7 protein-coding genes and 2 pseudogenes are annotated in these 18,252 nt (G+C 69.9%); 3 read left to right on the forward strand and 6 right to left on the reverse strand.

From position 1 onward, the window contains the following. Positions 1-311: 311 nt before the first annotated feature. Together ACZ6QQ_RS16760 and ACZ6QQ_RS16765 are read right to left on the reverse strand one after the other, a co-directional pair. Positions 312-443, reverse strand: a pseudogene (locus tag ACZ6QQ_RS16760) (GTP-binding protein); the annotation flags it as partial. A gap of 287 nt (positions 444-730) precedes the next feature. Further along, positions 731-1,459, reverse strand: a complete 729-nt coding sequence (locus tag ACZ6QQ_RS16765; RefSeq protein ID WP_465877200.1) for a hypothetical protein — start codon at positions 1,457-1,459, stop codon at positions 731-733. 484 nt (positions 1,460-1,943) lie between these two features. Between ACZ6QQ_RS16765 and ACZ6QQ_RS16770 the strand changes: the two genes are divergently transcribed. Beyond that, positions 1,944-2,378 carry a hypothetical protein gene (locus ACZ6QQ_RS16770; protein ID WP_465877201.1) on the forward strand — a complete coding sequence of 145 codons (435 nt, stop codon included), beginning with the start codon at positions 1,944-1,946 and terminating at the stop codon, positions 2,376-2,378. Between the two features lie 55 nt (positions 2,379-2,433). On the opposite strand, the gene ACZ6QQ_RS16775 is transcribed toward ACZ6QQ_RS16770, so the two are convergent. Beyond that, on the reverse strand, positions 2,434-3,102 hold the full coding sequence (locus ACZ6QQ_RS16775; RefSeq protein ID WP_465877203.1) for a hypothetical protein: 669 nt from the start codon (positions 3,100-3,102) through the stop codon (positions 2,434-2,436). Between the two features lie 17 nt (positions 3,103-3,119). Next, positions 3,120-14,735 (reverse strand): DUF7927 domain-containing protein, encoded by an 11,616-nt coding sequence (locus tag ACZ6QQ_RS16780; protein WP_465877204.1) that lies wholly within the window; start codon positions 14,733-14,735, stop codon positions 3,120-3,122. A gap of 171 nt (positions 14,736-14,906) precedes the next feature. Between ACZ6QQ_RS16780 and ACZ6QQ_RS16785 the strand changes: the two are divergent. Further along, positions 14,907-15,023 (forward strand): annotated as a pseudogene (locus ACZ6QQ_RS16785) (DUF397 domain-containing protein); the annotation flags it as partial. A gap of 283 nt (positions 15,024-15,306) precedes the next feature. Here the strand turns inward: ACZ6QQ_RS16785 and ACZ6QQ_RS16790 are convergent. Both ACZ6QQ_RS16790 and ACZ6QQ_RS16795 read right to left on the reverse strand, forming a co-directional pair. Continuing rightward, entirely contained in the window at positions 15,307-15,693 is a 387-nt protein-coding gene (locus tag ACZ6QQ_RS16790) for a VOC family protein (protein ID WP_465877205.1), read from the reverse strand. 263 nt (positions 15,694-15,956) lie between these two features. Continuing rightward, complete coding sequence (locus tag ACZ6QQ_RS16795) at positions 15,957-17,600, reverse strand: glycosyl hydrolase family 18 protein (protein WP_465877207.1); 1,644 nt, start codon at positions 17,598-17,600, stop codon at positions 15,957-15,959. A gap of 139 nt (positions 17,601-17,739) precedes the next feature. Here ACZ6QQ_RS16795 and ACZ6QQ_RS16800 point away from each other — a divergent pair, with 139 nt between their 5' ends. Beyond that, positions 17,740-18,228: a glutathione peroxidase gene (locus ACZ6QQ_RS16800; protein ID WP_465877208.1), complete on the forward strand. Its 489-nt coding sequence runs from the start codon at positions 17,740-17,742 to the stop codon at positions 18,226-18,228. The last annotated feature ends 24 nt before the right edge of the window (positions 18,229-18,252 follow it).

Genomic DNA, 18,252 nt, shown 5'->3' on the forward strand with positions numbered 1-18,252 from the left:
ACTGGTCCATACCCCGACCGACCCCCGCACCACCCCCTCCCCACCCCCCCCCCCCCCCCCCCCCCCCCCCCCCCCCCCTCCCCCTCCCCCCCCCCCCCCCCCCCCCCCCCCCCCCCGGTCCGCCGGAGAGGTCGTACCCGCCCGGCTCAGTCGAGCAGGGCGGTCACCGTGCCGGCGGCGACCGAAGGTCTCCAGCCCGGTCGCCACGCTGGCCAGGGTCGGCCCGAGCCCCGACCACCTCGACCGGGTCCCCGGCCCGCAGGGTGCCGCGCTCGACCGCCGTGGTGACCACGGTCCCCCGACCGGAGATGGTTGACCGCCGGGTCCCGGTCGGCGAGCACCTTCGTGATGGCGGCGGTCAACGTCGTCTTGCCGTGGTCGACGTGCCCCATGGTGCCGATGTTCAGGTGTGGCTTCGTACGGACGAACTGGCTCTTGGCCATGATCTTTCTCCGCGAGGAATGGATCTCGGTGGCGGACGAAAGTGCGCGGGCGGATGCCACTCCGCGATAACGGGAAACCGCGCCAGAACCGCGCGTCGCGGCGTCGATCAGGGGCGACGCCGAGAGACCGGGTCACCCTCCTCCGTGGGTTCCGCTGGTGCGGGAGGAGGGGCAGCTTCGGGTATCAGCCAGCCGCGGGCAGCGGTCTGCGGCAGCCGGCAGGTGGAGACCTGCGGGCCGCACGACGGCTGCGGTGGCGAACATGGCGATCACGTTAGGCCGGAACGTCAGTCGCCACCATCGAAATTTCCCGCGGGCGTCCGGAGCGCCGGACCGGGCAGCCGGCGGGGGCCGAGCAGACGTCGGAGCAGTAGCCCGCCCACCAGAAGCGTCAGGACGGACAACGCCACGAATCCGATCAGCGGCAACGGCAGGACGACGATGGTGGCCGTCGTGGCCCGGGACGGGCCGGTCGGATTCGGCACGGAGACGGTGGCCCGGCAGATACAGAACAGGGGCGGGTCGGTCCACCGGGCACGGAGTTGCCGGTCGGCGCCGCGCAGCAGGGTGAAGTCCGGGAACGGGACGGTGTCCCCGGCCACGTGTGCCCGGACTCCGTCATCGGCCACGAAGTCACGATGGACGGTGCCGACGTTGCGGACCGTCGCGGTGAGGTCGAGCGGGCCGCCCAGCGCGAGCCCCGGCGCACGCACCCCGGACACCTCGACCGAGTCGACGGTCCGGCCCGGCGCCGTGACGTACACCGGCACACCGACGCTGCGGCTCACGCCGATGCCGGCGCCACCGTCCGGAGCGGACACCGAGAAGATCACCGCGACCTGGTGCTCGCCGGGCTCGGCGCCGATCGGGACGGTGATGTGCAGGCTCACCTGTTCCACCGTCCCGCCGTCGAGACGGAAGCGGTCGGGCTGGACGCGGACCCATTCGACGGCCGAGTGGGGCGCGTCCGACCGGAAGCGGGGGTTGCCGTCCTCCCCCGCCGTGAAGTTTTCCATCCGGGTCACGACATCAACCGGGAGACGGCCCCGGTTGGTGACCGTGAACTGCCGAGATCGCGCTGTCTGGTCCGCCGGCACGAGCACCCGACTCGGACTCACGGTGAGCGAGAAGTCCGGCTGCTCGGGCTGACGGGCAACCGCGGGCGCGGTCGGCGTCAACGCGATGACGACCGGAAGCATCAACCTCGTGAAATGGGTCCACATGTCGTTTCGTTCATATCCTTTGTTGTGGTCAGGCCGTTCATCCTATATCGCAGTCCCAGAAGAGAATCCCCGATCAACGGAACCCACTCCGCCGAAAGCTCCATCCACTGTGCAGGCAGACGATAGGCTGTTATCCATTCGCAATTCAGTTCCGAGCAGGATGGCGGGTGAGGAAGTGAGGCGCTCTCGACTCTCGGCGACAATCGCCTGCCTCATGCTCCTCGCGTATCCCGCGAGCAGCGGGGCCGCCGATGACATTGACGTCACCGTCACCGTCATGGCGGGTGAGTTGTCCATTGCCGTACCAGCCGCCGTGGACCTCGGCATCGCGGTACCGGGCACGGACCTCAGCGCACCACTGGGGACGGTGACCGTCACCGACGAACGCTCCCAACTCTCGGCGATCTGGGTGGCGACGGTGACCGCCAGCGATTTCACCACCGGCGGGGCGGGCCCGTCGGAGACGATTCCGGCGGGCACCATCGAATACTGGTCGGGGCCGGCGACCGCCACCACCGGCACGGGCATTTTCGTGCCGGGCCAGCTCACATCGGCTGATGCGGTGCCACTCGACCAGGGGCGCGCGGCATTCGGGAAGTCCAGTGGTGACCGTGACAATTCAGCGGCATGGAGCCCCACCCTGGTCGTACACATCCCGATCGAGGTAGTGGCCGGGACCTACACCGGCACGATCACCCACTCGGTCGCGTGACCCCGAGGGGGGCATCCGGGTCGACCCCATCGGGCCGTCGCCGTGTCGGCCCGCCTCAGTCGCCGACGGCCGCGCGGGCCAGGTGCCTACCGGCCGCGGCGCCGGGTCGGGTCGCCGGGTCCTTCCGGCCCCGCCTACGCACGAGGACGGTTACGACCAGCGCCAGAACGGCCAGCGCCGCCGCGGCCAGACCGTACCGGAGCCAGGGGGTGGCCTTCTCCTCGCTACGGGCGGCGGCGCCGGCCGGGAGCAGATCCGAATGGGTCGCACAGACGAGCGGCTTCTCCGCACCGTCGGCGGTGGCGCACGCGACCGTGGCGAGACGGAGCAGCTCGGCGGGCGTCTGCCCGAGCCGGGCGACGGTCGTGAACGTCGCCTCCTGACCGGTCTTCAGGTCGACCGGCCAGGTGACCCGACCCGATTCGGCGGTGCCGCCGTTGTCGGCGGAGGCGAACGTCAGACCCGTGGGAAGGCTCTGCGAGACCTCGAGTCGCTTCGCCTCGGTCGTACCGAGGTTGCGGATTGTGATCTTGTAGGTCAGCTCGTCTCCGGCGGCGGCGCTCGTCCGCCCGTTGTCGATGGCGATACTCAGCAACGGCTGCTCCGCGTCGGCCGTCCGGCTCGGCGTCGGCGCCACGCTCGTCCGGGGCGCGGCCGGGGCGACCACCGACATCGTGATCATCGAAACCACGGCGGTGGCGGCGAGGGCGGGGAGGTTGAACATGATGCTCCTAGCTGCTGCTACTGAGTGATTGCTACGTACTCCAACGTCACGGAGTAGTCATCGGCCACGACATTCGGGATGAGAATCTCGTAGTCGTTGCTGATCGCGTCGCCACCGGCGGCGGATGGTGTCGACTGGCTGTGAATGACCAGCGGGGTCAGGTCGGACACCGGGTGGAAGGGCACCGTGCCGCTCTCGCGTACCCGGAGGTTTTCGATCGGAATGGTGTCTGGATTCGCGGGAATTGCCGGCGTGAGCGCGGGTGCCAGGGCCTGGACCGTCACCAGGTAGCCGGTGGGGCTGTTCGAGGTGACGGTCATGCTGACCGCGTCGTCCTTCCTCGCGACGTCGTCGGAGATGCCCGCGATGACCACCGCGCCGGGCAGGTCGGAGAGGGTGATGCTCTGCTCCACCACGGTGGTGTCGGTGACACACCGGGGATCGTCCCCACCGGCCGGGCAGTTGCTGCCGATCGTGGTGGAGCTGACGGTGTTGACGAGTTGACCGTCCCCGGTGGTCGGCTGGTTGACGACCACGGTGTACGTGATGGCGGCGGTGGCACCGATCGGCAGGTCACCGGTCCAGGAGAGAGCCGGAGCGGTGTAGGTGAGCACACCGGTGGTGGCGATGGCGTCGTTGCCGTAGTCGGCGTCGTCGAGTACGCCGGCAAGCGAGTCGGTGACCGTCGCACCGCTGTACGGCGACTCGCCGCTGTTGGTGATCAGCAGGGTGTACTGGAGGGGTCCACCGGCGACCACCGTACTGCTGGCTGCGGTTTTCGTGATGGTGAGCGCCGGGATGCGGACGGCGACCGTGGCGGTGCACGCCGGGTCATCCGGGCAGTTGGCCCCCGGAGCGTCGGACGTGACGGTGTTGACCAGGCTCTCGTCGCCCTCGTCCGGGAAGTTCACGGTGACCGAATAGGTGATCAGGGCCGCGCCGCCGACCGGTAGGTCACCGGACCAGCTCAGCACCGGGGCGGCGTAGGAGACGTCGCCGAGCGTCGCCGCTGCGTCGAAGTTGTAGTCGGCGTCGTCGAGGACCCCGGTGAGCGGATCAGTGAACGCCGCGCCGATGTACGGCGACTGCCCGGTGTTGGTCACCCTGATCGTGTAACTGACCGAACCGCCGGCCGTGACGGTCGCGGTGTCCGCCGTCTTGGTAATTCCCAGACCGGGAATCAGGATGGCGACGTTGGCGGTGCAGGCCGGATCGGGGCTGCCGGTCGGGCAGTTGTTCGCCTGCGCGGCGGAGGTGACCGTGTTGACGAGGCTCCGCCCACTGGTCTGCGAAGCGCCGACCGTGACGGTGTAGGAGATCGTGACTGCGTCGCCGATCGGCAGGTCCCCGGTCCAGGTCAGCACCGGAGCGGTGTACGACACGACGCCGCTGGAAGCGACGGCGTCGGCGTTGTACGTCGCGTCGGCGAGCAGGTCGGCGAGCGAGTCGGTGATCGTGGTGCCGACGTACGCGGTCTCACCGGTGTTCGTGGCGGAGATCGTGTAGGTGACGGTCCCACCCGGCGTGGTGGTGGGATTGTCGGCGGTCTTCTCGATCGCCAGGCCGGGCAGGAGCACGGCCACGGTGACGGTGCAGGCGGGCCCCGGCGCGGCGGTCGGGCAGTTGCTGCCCGGCGCGTCGGTGGTGATCGTGCTGGCGATGGTCCGGTTGCCGGTGTCCGGGCTGTTGACGGTCACGGTGCCGGTGACGACCACGACACCGTCGATGGGGATGTCACCGGTCCAGGTCACGGCGGCGCCGACCACGGTGAGCGTGCCGGAACTCGCGACCTGGTCGCCGTTGGGTCGCGCGTCGTCGAAGACGTTCGCGGCATTGGTCACGATCCGGACGCCGGTGTAGGGGGTCGGACCCGTGTTCGTGAAGGTGGCGGTGAACCGGATGACGTCGCCCGGCGTCGCGGTGGCGACATCGGCGACGTTGGTGATGGCGAGCGCCGGGATGAGCACCGCGACGGTCACCGTACAGGCCGGGTCGGTGCCACCGGACGGGCAGTTGTTGCCGGCGGCGGTGGAGGTGACCGCGTTGCTCATGCTCCGGTCGCCGGTGGCGGGGTTCAACACCACGACCGAGTAACTCACGACGACGGAGGCGCCGACCGCGAGGTCGCCGGTCCAGGTCAACACCGGTGCGGCGTACGAGACGGCTCCGCCCGTCGCGGCGGCGTCGTTCTGGTAGGTCGCGTCGTCGAGCACGCCCGCGAGGCTGTCGGTCAGGGTGGCCCCGGTGTACGGGGTCTGGCCGCTGTTGGTGACGGTGATGGTGTACCCGACCGTGGCGCCCGGTGTGGTGGTGCCGGCGCTGGCGTGCTTCGCGATGCTCAGCGCCGGCAGCAGCACCTGTACGGTCACGGCACAGTCCGGGTCGGATCCTCCCGGCGGGCAGTTGCTGCCCGAACTGGTGGAGCTGACGGTGTTGGTGAGGACCCGCTCGCCGGTCTGCGGATCGTCGGCGGTGACCGTGTACGTGATGGTCGCCGTCCCACCGATCGCCAACGCACCCGTCCAGGTGATGGTCGGGGCGCTGTAGGAGACGTCGCCGGTGCTGGCGGTGACGTCGGCGTTGTAGCTGGCGTCGTCGAGCAGCCCGGCCAGGTCGTCGCTGATCGTCGCGGCGGGGTACGGGGTCTCGCCGGTGTTGGTGACCGTGATCGTGTAGCCGACGATCCCGCCGGGGACCGTGGTGGCGCTGCTCGCGGTCTTCACCACCGCCAGGGCCGGGACCAGGATCGTGGCCGTCGCGGTACAGGCCGGGTCGGTGCCACCGGGCGGGCAGTTGTTGCCGGGTACGGCGGAACTGACCACCGAGGTCATGATCCTGTCGCCCAGGTCGGGATCGTTCACGGTGAACGAGCCGGTGACGGTGAGGATCGCACCGACGGCGAGGTTCCCGGTCCACCGGATCGATGCGGTCGCCGGGATCAGGACCAGGGTGCCGGTCGAGGCGGCGGCGTCACCGGTGTAGGTCGCGTCGTCGACCGAGCCGGCAAAGCTGGCGTCGATGCTGATCCCGGTGTACGGCGTCTGCCCGGTGTTGGTCACCGTGGTGCTGAACACGACCGTCCCGCCCGGCACCGAGGTGGCGGCACCCACGCTGTTCACGATGGTCAGCACCGACACCGTGACCGTGCTCGTACAGGCCGGGTTGGTGTTGCCCGCCGGGCAGGTGCTACCGGTGGCCGCCGAGGTGACCGTGCTGGTCAGGAGGCGGTCTCCGGGATCCGGATCGAGGACTGTGACCGAGTAGGTGACGGTCGCCGTCGCGCCTGGTGCGAGGGTGCCCGACCAGACCAGGTTCGGGCTGGTGAAGACGGCCGTGCCGGGTGACGCCACGACGTCACCGTTGTACGACGCGTCGTCCAGCACCCCGGCCAGCGCGTTCGTGACCGTGACGCCGGACTGCGCGGTCTGGCCGGTGTTGACGATGGTGACGGTGTAACCGACCACGGCGCCGGGTGTCGTACTGGCGGTGTCGGCGGCGACGGTCATGCTCAGGGCGGGCGTGAGCACGGCCACCTGCACCGCGCAGGCCGGGTTGCCGCTGGCCGGTGGGCAGTCGCTACCGACCTCGGTGGACGACGCGACGTTCACCATGACCTTGTCGCCCAGGTCCGGATTGTTGACCGTCATCGAGTACGTGATGGTGGCGACCGCACTCACCGGCAGGTCCCCGGTCCAGGTCAGCGTCGGCGCGGCGTACGACAGGTCGCCTGTGTCGGCGGTCGCGTCGCCGCCGTAGGTGGCGTCGTCGAGCGCGCCGCTCATCGTGTCCGTGACCACGGCGCCGAGGTAGGGGGCGGTGCCCGTGTTGGTGACCGTGATGGTGTAGGTGACCGTACCACCGGGCACCGTGACCGGGGTGTCGGCCGTCTTGGCGATGCTCAGGCCGGGGACCAGCACCGCCACGCTGACCGTGCACCGTGGGTCAGACCCGCCGGTCGGGCAGTTGCTGCCCGGAACCGCCGAGCTGACCGTGCTCGTCATGAGCTTGTCACCCGGATCGGGGTTTCGTACCAGGAAGTTTCTCTCCACCGTGACCGTGCCGCCCACCGGTACGTCGCCGGTCCATTCCAGAGTGGTCGGAGTGACCACGATGGTGCCCGAGGAGACCGTGTCACCGATGAGGATGGCGTCGTCGAGCAGGTCCACCCGGTCGAAGGAGACGGTCACACCGAGGAACGGGGTGCCGCCGGTGTTGCTGATGACCCCGGTGAAGGTGACCGAGCCGCCCGGAGTGGTGGTGGCGACGTTGGCGGTGTTGACGATCGTCAGCTCCGAGACGGTCACGACCGTCGTACACCGCGCGTCGACGCTGCCCACCGCGCAGTTGCTGGCCGCGTCCGTCGAGACCAGGGTGTTACTCATGCTGTTGTCGCCGCCGGGGGCGTCCACCGTCACGGAGTAGGTGACGGTGACCGACCCGTTCGCCGGCACGTTTCCGCTCCAGGACAGCACCGGCTCGACGTAGCCGACGGTCCCACCTCCCGTCGCCACCGCGTCGTTGTTGTAGGCGGCGTTGTCGACGACGTCGACCAGTGAGTCGGTGAATTCGGCGCCCAGGTACGGCGCCGGGGCCGAGTTCGCGACGACGATCGTGTACGTCACCACCGATCCGGCGCTGGCGGAGGCCACGTCGGCGGCCTTGGTGAAGGTGAGCTCGGTCGACGCGACGACCACGACGGTGACCGTGCACCGGGGATCGGTCGCCACCACCGGACAGTTCGCCCCGGCCGCGGCCGAGCTGACCGAGTTCACCAGGCTCTGGTCACCGAGATCGGGATTGTCGACGGTCACCGTGTAGGTGACGGTGACGGTGGCTCCGACGGCCAGGTCACCGGTCCAGGTCAGCACCGGTGCGGCGTACGACGTCGAACCGCCGGTGGCGCTCGCGTCGGCGTTGTAGACCGCGTCGTCGAGCACGCCGGTCAGGTCGTCGGCCACGCTGATGGCGGTGTAGTCGATCTGTCCGGAGTTGGTGATCGTCACCGTGTAGGTCAGGGTGCTGCCCGGGTTGGTCGTCGTGGCGTCGACGGATTTCACGGTGGTCAGCGCGGGCGTGAGCACCTGCACCGTCGCGGTGCAGGCGGCCGCCTGGCTCGTGGCCGTACAGGAACTGCCGGCCGCGGTGGAGTTGACGGTATTGACCATGATCTTGTTGCCGGGGTCGGGGGACTGCACGGTGACCGAGTAGGTGATCGTCACTACCCCGCCGACCGGGACGTCGCCGGTCCAGGTCAGCGTCGGTGCCGCGTACGACACCACACCCGTAGTGGAGCTCGCGTCGGCGTTGTACGTCGCGTCGTCCAACACGCTGGTCAGCGGATCGGTGACGCTGATGCCCGTGTACGGCGCCGTACCGGTGTTGGTCACCGTGATGGTGTAGGCGACCTCCGCGCCCGGCACGGCGGTCGCACTGTCCGCGGTCTTGGTGATGCCGAGCCCCGGAATGAGCACGGTGATACTGATCGCGCACCGTGGGTCGGACCCGCCGGACGGGCAGTTGTTTCCCGGTACCGCCGATGTCGACGCCCCGGTGATCAACGGGTCCCCCGCATAGGGGTCGACCACGGTCGCGCTGCCGCTCAGGGTGATGGTCGCGCCCACCGGTATGTCGCCGGTCCAGACCGCCCCGCCGAGCCCTACGGTCAGCGTTCCCGACGACGCCGTCTGGTCGCCGTTCCCGATGACGTTACTGCCGACGTCCGACAGGGTGAAGCCGACACTGATGCCGGTATAGGGAACCTGTCCGGTGTTGGTGTATGTCGCGTTGATCCGGAACGTGCCGCCCGGCAGGACGGTGGACACGTCGGTCGTGGTGACGATCTCAAGTCGGGCGACCGGTACGCTCACCGCGCACGCCGGAAGGGTGTTGCCGACCGGGCAGGTGCTGCCGACGGCCGCCGAGGCGACCCGGCTGTTCAGGATGAGGTCCCCGGTGTCGGGATCCGCCACCGTCACCGAGTAGGTGACGGTCGCCGAAGCGCCGGGGGCAAGGCTTCCGGTCCAGGTCAGGTTGGGGCTGGTGAAGCCGACCGTGCCGGCGGAGGCCGAGGCGTCGTTGTTGTAGGCCGCGTCGTCGAGAACCCCGGCCAGTGCGTTGGTGACCGTCAGCGTCGGGTACGCCGTCTGGCCCGAGTTGGTGATCGTGACGGTGTAGCCCACCACCGAGCCCGGCGCGGTGCTGGCCACGTCGGCTGTCGTCGTGATCGTCAACGCGGGTACCAGCACCCGCACTGTCGCGGTGCAGCGCGGGTCGGCACCGGCGGCCGGGCAGTTGCTGCCGGGGGTGCTGGAGACGGCCGTGTTGACCATGACCTTGTCGCCCGGATCGGGGTCCAGGATCGTCATCGAGTACGTGATCGACGCCGAGGCGCCGACGGCCAGGTCACCGACCCAGCTCAGGGTGGGGGCGGCGTACGACACGGTGCCGGTGGACGCGGTCGCGTCGTTGTTGTACGTCGCGTCGTTGAGCGGGTTCGCCAGCGAGTCCGTCACGCTGGCACCCACGTACGCTGATTCGCCGGTGTTCGTCACGGTGATCGTGTACGACACCACGCCGCCCGGCGTCACCGTGGCCACATCGGCGGTCTTGACCACCTCAAGGCCCGGGACGAGCACGGTGACACTGGCCGTACAACTCGGAGCGGCACCGCCCGACGGGCAGTTGCTGCCGGCGGCCGTCGAGGTCAGCGTCGAGGTCAGCGTCCGGTTTCCCGGATCGGGACTGTTTACGGTGACCGAGAACTGGACGGTGACGGTGGCCCCGAGGGCGAGCGGACCGGTCCAGGTCAGCACGGAGCCGGAGAGTCCGACCGTCCCGGCGGTGGCCGTGGCGTCCGAGTTGTAGACCGCGTCGTCGAGCACATCCGTCAGCGACTCGGAGACGCTGACCGACGGGTACGCCGACTCGCCGGTGTTCGCGATCGTGATGGTGTAACCGATCGTGTCGCCGGGGGTGGCGGTCGCCGCGCTCGGCGTGTTGGTCAACGTCAACCCGGGCACCTGCACGGCGACCACCGCCGCACAGCGCGGGTCGGTGCTGTCCGTGGGGCAGTTGGCCCCCGCCGTCGAGGAGACCACCCGGTTGGTCAGCGTCCGGTCACCCGCGTCGGGAACGGTGATCGTGACCGAGTACGTGATCACGGCGGTCGCACCCACCGCGAGGTCACCGGTCCAGGACAGGACGGGGGCGCTGTAGCTCACCGCTCCGGCGGTGGCGGCGGCGTTGGCGTCGTACGTGGCGTCGTCGAGCACACCGGCGAGGGAGTCGGTGAAGGTCGCCCCCAGGTAGGCACTCTGACCGGTGTTGGTCACCTCGATCCGGTACACCACCACGGAACCGGGCGTCGCGTTCGGCGCGCTGGCCGTCTTGAGCAGCGTCAGGCCGGGAATGAGGATGGTGACCGTCGCGGTGCACCGGCCGTCGGTGCTGCCGGAGGCGCAGTTGTTGCCGACGGCCGCCGACGAGAGCACGGTGGTCAGCACCGACTGACCGGTGGTGGCGGCGGTGACCGTCGCGGTGAACGTGATGGTCACCGAGGCGCCGACCGCGAGGTTGCCGGTCCAGGTCAGGTTCGGGCTGATGTACGCGAGCGCACCGCTGGTGGCGGTCGCGTCACCGTTGTACGTCGCCCGGCCGAGCAGCCCCGCCAGGGAGTCGGTGACGCTGATCCCGGTGTACGCCGTCTGACCGGTGTTGGTGATGACCACCGTGTAGCCGACCGTGGATCCGGGGGTGGTGGTCGTCGTACTCGGGGTGTTGGTCAACACCAGGCCCGGCACCAGCACGGTGACCGTCACCGTGCAGCGGGTGTCGCTTCCGCCCGACGGGCAGTTGCTGCCCAGGGTCGCGGAGGTCACCGGGTTCGTCATGATCCTGTCGCCCGGATCCGGGCTGCGCACCGTCACCGAGTAGGTGATGGTGGCGCTCGCGCCGGCCGCGAGCACACCGCCGCTCCAGGTCAGGTTCGACGAGGCGAAGCCGACCGCGCCGACGGTCGCCACCGCGTCGGCGTTGTACGTCGCGTCGTCCAGCACCGCGGCCAGCGCGTCGGTGAACCCGGCACTCGCGTACGTGGCCTGGCCGGCGTTGGTCACGGTGACGGTGTAGCGCACGACGTCTCCGGGCGTCGCGGTCGTCACGTCCGCCGTCTTCACGATGGTGAGCACGGCTACCGGGACGCTGGCGGTACACCGGGCGTCGACACTGCCCACGGCGCAGTTGGTGCCCAACGTCGCGGAGGTCACCGTGTTGGTGAGTCTCAGGTCACCGGCGGCCGGGGTGTTGACGGTGACCGAGTAGGTGATGGTCACGACCGCACCCGCGGCCAGGTCACCGGTCCAGGTGAGGGTCGGGTTGACGAACGACACCGTGCCCGAGGTGGCGGTGGCGTCCGCGTTGTAGGTCGCGTCGTCGAGCACCCCACCGAGCGGGTCCGTCACGCTGACACCGGTGAAGGCGATCGAGGCGGTGTTGGTCACCGTGATGGAGTAGTTGACCGTTCCGCCGGCGGCGACGGCGTTGACATTGGCGGTCTTCACCACGACCAGCGGCCCCGCCGCGATCACCTGGGTGACCGCCTCGGTCGCCTCCTGACCGGCGGCGTCGACCACCCGCACGGTGTAGGGGTAACTCCCCACGGTGGTCGGGGTCCCGGAGAGCAGACCGGTGCCGGCGTCGAGGGTGAGGCCGGGCGGCAGGCTACCCACCGAGACCGACCAGGTGAACGGGGCCGTGCCACCGTTGACGGTCAACTGGTTGCTGTAGGGCACGCCGACCTGACCCGACGGTGGTGCGGGGAACGTCAGCGTGGGTGAGGCGGTGATGCCGAGCGCGACCGTACGGTTCGCGACCTGGGCGAACGCGTCCACCACCCGGACGGTGAAGGAGTAGTTGCCGCCCAGGGTGGGCGTGCCGGAGAGTACGCCGGTGCCGGTGTTGAGGGTGAGGCCGGGTGGCAGGCTACCCGCCGGGATCGACCAGGTGAACGGGGCGGTGCCACCGCTCACCGTGAGCGGCACGCTGTAGGCGACGCCGACCTGGCCCTGTGGGGGTGTGGGGAAGGTCAGCGTCGGCGGCGGCGCGATGACCACGGTGAACGCCTGGGTGGCCGACTGGTTGCTGGCGTCGGTCACCCGGACGGTGAAGGGGAAGCTGCCGGCGGTGGTCGGGGTGCCGGAGAGCAGACCGGTGGAGGCGTTCAGGGTCACGCCGGGCGGCAGTGTGCCCGCACTGACCGACCAGACGTACGGTGCCGTACCCGCCGTCACCGTGAGCGGCACGCTGTACGCCGCACCGACCTCGCCGGCCGGTGGCGGTGGGTTCGACAGGCTCGGCGAGGCGTTCGGCGTGACCGGCGCGGACCGGGCCGAGGGCGGGCCGGCGCCGCCGGCGTTCGTCGCGGTGACGGTGAAGGTGTACGCCGTACCGGCCGTCAACCCGGTGACGGTCTGGGTGGTGGCCGCCCCGGCGAACGTCTGCGGGGTCTGCGCGACGTTGCCGATGTACGGGGTGACCACGTACGACGTGATCGGGCTGCCCCCGTTGCTGGGCGCGGTCCAGGTCAACGTCGCGGACTGGTCCCCGGCGCTCGCGGCCGTGATCGTCGGCGCTCCGGGCAGGCTGAACGGCACCACCCCGGCCGACGCCGGGCTGGGCAGGCCGGTGCCGATCGCGTTCACCGCCGCGACCGTGTAGGTGTACGTCGCGCCGACAGTCACCCCGGGCCCGCTGAGCACCCGAGTGGTGGTGGAGGCGTCGTACGTGATCGGGATCTGGGCCACCCCGTTGCGGGTCGGGGTGACGATGTAGTTGGTGATCGGACTGCCGTTGCTCGCCGGTGCCACCCAGCTGACGGTGACGCTGCCCAGACCGGCGGTCGCGGTCGGCGCGGCCGGGGTGCCCGGCCGGTCGGTGTAGACGTAGCTCGCGGCGGCGGCGACGCCCCTGGTGACGACGGTGACGTTCACCGTGGCGGCGGTGGTCCGGGCGGGCATGGACGAGATGGCGAGCGTCCCGTCGCCGTTCACGGTGAAGCATCCGGCCGCCGGGCCGGACTGGCACGGCAGCAGTGTGACCGGGGTGCCGGCCTGCTGCTCGGCCGTGGTGCCGATCTCGATGGCGGTGGCCCCGGCGATGTTGGTGCCGCCGACCGTCACGGGGATGCCACCGGCGATCGTGCTGGTGGCCGGGGTGACGGTGATCCCGCTCGGCGTGGCCGGGACGGTTCCCGCGGTCGTCGTCGTCGCGAGGCCGGGGTTGGCGTCGATGGACGACGCGGCGGCGGTCGAACCGGTCTGGATCAGGGCGGGGGTGACACCCGATCCGGTCACGATGCCGACGATGTTGATCGGCGGCAGGCTGGAGCCGTTGGCGAACGGGGGGCTGCTGTTGGTGCACGTGATTCGCTGTCCCACCGGGGAACCGCAGGACCAGCCCGTGCCGAACGCGCCCACCGGCACCACGCCGGTCGGCAGCGTCTCGGTCACCGACACCGGGACGGTCTCGTCGACGCCGGGGTCGACGCCGGCGACCACCGTGTAGTTCACCGGATCACCTGGTTGCGGCGTCGGGCCGGTGTAGCTCGTCTGCGTCACGTGCAGGTCCGGCACCGGGTTGAAGGTGACCACCCGTGCGTTGTCGACCTCGTGGTAGTCCACCACCGAGCCGGTGGAGCCCACCCAGCCGAAGGCGAGCTGGCGTGGCACCCCGTTGCTGTTCGTCCAGGTCGCGGAGGGGTACAGACCTGCGGCGACCGCGGGTAGCGGGCCCGTCAGGGTCCGTGGGCTGCCACCGACCGGCGTGAACACCACCTGGTACGTGCCGGGAGCGACCACCAGGCCGGAGGCGGTGGTGAACGAACTGACCGTCGGGTTGACCACCACCTCGACCGGGACGACCGACGCGGCCCGGGTGGGCGCGCGCAGCGGAATCACCGGGGAGGAACTGTTCGTGGCGGTGCTGTTCAGCCCGCAGTAGCCGACCGTTCCGCGCCCCGGCCCGCGTACCACCACCTGGCCTGCGATCTTGGCAGAGCTGATGAACGGCGGGTTGGTGCAGCCGCTCCCCTGGTACGTGGTCGTGCTGTAGTTCCCGAAGACGTCGAAGCCGATGCCCAGGTAGCCGTTGGCCAGGCCGGCCAGGTTCGTGGTGCTGGTATAGCCCAGACCGCCGCCGGTCTGCCCGAGGCTTGCCGGCGCGGTCCCACCGGCGGGGTCGACCGCGGCGAGGACGAACGCGATCCCGTCCGCGTTGCCACCACCCCACTGGTAGAGGTTGAACGTGACGTCCAGCCCCATCGAGGTGGGGACACTCGCCGCCCCGAAGACACCACCGGTCTTGTTGGTGGTGTTGTCGGTGAGACGCAGTTTGCCGCTACCCGCCGGGTCCGTCGCACCCGCGCAACTGTGCAGCGCGCCCGTACTGGGGTTACCCGTCGCGGTCAGGCATGCGGCGTTCGGCGTCACGGTCCCGGCGGCTACGGCCGGCAGGACGACAGGCCCGAGACCGTCCGGCGAGTTGTTGTGGAAGGGCTGGTCGAACAGCGTCGATCCGGCCGCCGATACCACGGTCGGCGGCAGGACGACCGCCAGTGTCGCGAGCAGCACGGCCACCACGCCGGCGCTGATCCTCCGCCGCGCCGCCCGCCTACTGACGTTCACAGCGTCGTCGCGGTTTCGAAGCCGACCCCGACCACCAAAACGAGCAAAAGTCGTGTTTTCACGCATACCCCCCATGCAGCCCACCGAGGGTATAACAGCACTAATCCCCGTATATGGGATACGAGGAACATGCCCGGCGTCGTGACGGTCCGGGACTCCAAGGACCGCGATGGTGGCCCCCTGGCCCTCGGGCCGGCGGCATGGAACGCGTTCGTCGCCTTCGCGAAGGTCTCGGCGAGCTGACGACAGCCCAACCGAAAGAAAGCCTCCGGCGTTGACGCCGGGGGCTTTCTTTGTTGTGCTGGCCCAGCGCCGGTCCCCGGCCGACCCGTGGGCGCGGGCCGGCCGGGGCTCCGGTCACCAGTCACGGAGCGCCCGGCAGCGCCCTGTCGCGATCCAATGTGGTACGACGGAAGAGGCGGCCCGAGCAGGTGGTGGGCGAGCCGCCCACCCCGGTACGCCGGACCGGAACTGGCCGCCGACTACCTCGCTCGGTATGGCTTACCCGTCGAGGACGGGCCAACTCCTACTCCTCCTGATCGAGGCAGAGGCAGAAGGGGTGACCCGCCGGGTCGAGCATCACCCGTACGTTGTCCTGCGGTTGGGCCGAGGCCAGCGAGGCGCCCAGGGCGACCGCGTCGGCGACGGCCGAATCGAGGTCGCCGACCTGGAAGTCGAAGTGCATCATCGGGCGCTGTCTGGCGTCGACCGGGGGCCAGACCGGGGCCTGGTAGTCGGTGGCCAGTTGGAACACCAGGTACGGGCCCCCCTGGGACGCCGCGACGATCGCCGTACCCGGCTCCTGGTGGGCGACGGGCCAGTCGAGCAGCTCGGAGTAGAAGCGTGCCAGAGCGCCAGGGTCGGGCGCCTCGATCGCGGTGCCCCACCACATTCCAGCCTTACGAGATCGCATGCCCCGAATCCTGTCTTACCACCCCACTCCCGTCCACCGTCCACACCTCAAGATCGGCGACGCTGTGGCGAGTTGCTACCCCGGTAGGGGTGGTGAAACGCCACAGCCCGACCGGGCCCAACCCCGCCGATGGCATCGGGGGATGCCACTGCGCACGGCAGGGCATGACGGGCTTCGGCCGACCCGTGGGCGCGCGGGTCGGCCGAAGCACTACTACTGCTGCTGGTGGTACGTGTTACCGAGGTGTTACGTCAGCCGTCGGCTCAGCCGAGGCCGTTCTTGACCGCCGTGATCAGTTCACCGTTGCTGGTGTCGCCGGACAGCTCCCAGAAGAAGGAGCCACCGAGACCCTGGTTGTTGGCGTACGACATCTTGCCGTTGATCGTGCTCGGGGTGTCGTAGCTCCACCAGTTGCTGCCGCACTTGGCGTACGCGGTGCCGGCGATGGTGCCGGTGACCGGGCAGGTGTTCTTGAGGACCTTGTAGTCCTCGTTGCCGGCCTCGTAGGTGCCCGGTGCCGCACCGGTGGCGGAGCCGCCCGGTGCCGCCTGGGTCACGCCGGTCCAGCCGCGACCGTAGAAGCCGACCCCCAGCAGCAGTTTGCTGGCCGGGATGCCCTTGCTCTTGAGCTTCTGGATCGCCGCATCGGAGTAGAAGCCCGCCGTCGGGATCCCGGTGTACGACGTCAGCGGCGAGTGCGGGGCGGTCGGGCCCTGCGCGGCGAACGCGCCGAAGTAGTCGTAGGTCATCGGCATCAGCCAGTTGAGGTTGTTGATCGCCCCGGCGTAGTCGGTGGCGTCGATCTTGCCGCCGTTGGTGCCGTCGGCGGTGATCGCCGCGGTGACCAGGGCGGAGGAACCGAACCGGGTACGCAGCGCCTGGATCACGTTCTTGAACGCGTTCGGGCCGCTGGCGTCACAGGTCAGGCCGCAGGCGTTCGGGTACTCCCAGTCGATGTCGATGCCGTCGAACACGTCGGCCCAGCGCGGGTCCTCGACCAGGTTGTAGCAGGAGTTCGCGAAGGCGGTCGGGTTCTGCGCGGCCTGGGTGAAGCCACCGGACCAGGTCCAGCCACCGAACGACCAGATCACCTTGATGTTCGGGTACGCCGCCTTGAGCTTGCGCAGCTGGTTGAAGCTGCCCCGCAGCGGCTGGTCCCAGGTGTCGGCGACGCCGTCCACACTGTCCGCCGCCGTGTACGCCTTCTCGTAGTCGGCGTAGCTGTCACCGATCGTGCACTGGCCGTTCGTGGTGTTGCCGAAGGCGTACATGATGTGGGTCAGCTTGGACGCGGACCCGCTGGTGACGATGTTCTTGACGTGGTAGTTGCGGCCGTAGACGCCCCACTGCGCGAAGTAGCCGACGACCTTCTTGCCGCCCGGCGGGGTGGTCGGCGGGGTGGTGGTCGGCGGGTTGGTCGGCGGCCGGGTGGTCGGCGGAGTGGTGGGCGGCGTGGTCGGCGGGGTCGTCGGCGGCCGGGTGGTCGGCGGCGTGGTCGGGGTGGTCCCGCCGCCGCACGAGGCACCGTTGATGGTGCAGTTCAGCGGGGCCTTGTAGGCGCCGGTGCCGTTGTAGCCCCAGGAGAACGAGGCGCCGGGTGCGAGCGCGCCGGCCCAGCTCTTCTTGACCGCCACGTAGTGGTTGTTGGTCCGGGTCACGTCGGCGTCCCAGAAGCTGCCGATGGTGGTGCCGGCCGGCAGGTCGAACTCCAGCCGCCAGGTGGCGAGCGACGCGTCGGTGCCGTTGGTGATCGTGACGCGGGCCTCGTGACCGGTTCCCCAGTCGGAGGCGGCCACGAAGGTGGTGGTGACGTTACCGGCGCCGAAGGCCGCGGTCACCGGGACGGCGGCGACCGCCACCGCGACCACGGCGCCGGCCCAGAACGCCCGACGGAGGGAACTTCTCATGTGGCGTCTCCCCGAACAGTTAGGAAACTTTCCAAATAGCAAGTGAGACGCTACTCACGGGTTCACCACTCCGTCAAGATGTCCATGTTTCGATTTCCGAATGTCGGCGGACGAGCAGGTCAGCGGGTAACCTCACGACATGACGATCTTTGACATCGACCTGGCGGCGCTCGGCGGCGGCCCGGCCCGACTGGACCAGTACCGGGGCAAGGCAGTCCTGGTGGTCAATGTCGCCTCCAGGTGCGGCAGCACCCCGCAGTACGCCGGCCTCCAGGCACTCCAGGACGGCTACGGCGAGCGGGGCCTGGTGGTGCTCGGCGTACCGAGCAACCAGTTCGCCGGCCAGGAACCCGGCACCGCCGCCGAGATCGCCGAGTTCTGCTCGACCAACTACGGCGTCACGTTCCCGCTGACGGAGAAGATCGAGGTGAACGGCCCCGGTCGGCACCCGCTCTACACCGAACTGGTCGACGCCCCGGACGCCGAGGGTTACACCGGCGACGTCCGGTGGAACTTCGAGAAGTTCCTGGTCGCCCCGGACGGCACGGTCGCCGCCCGGTTCGCCACCAAGACCGACCCGCAGTCGGCCGAGGTGACCGACGCCATCGAGCGGGTCCTGCCCAACTGACCCACCCACGGGAACGCCGTGATC

The sequence above is a fragment of the Micromonospora sp. NPDC049529 genome, from assembly GCF_055586685.1.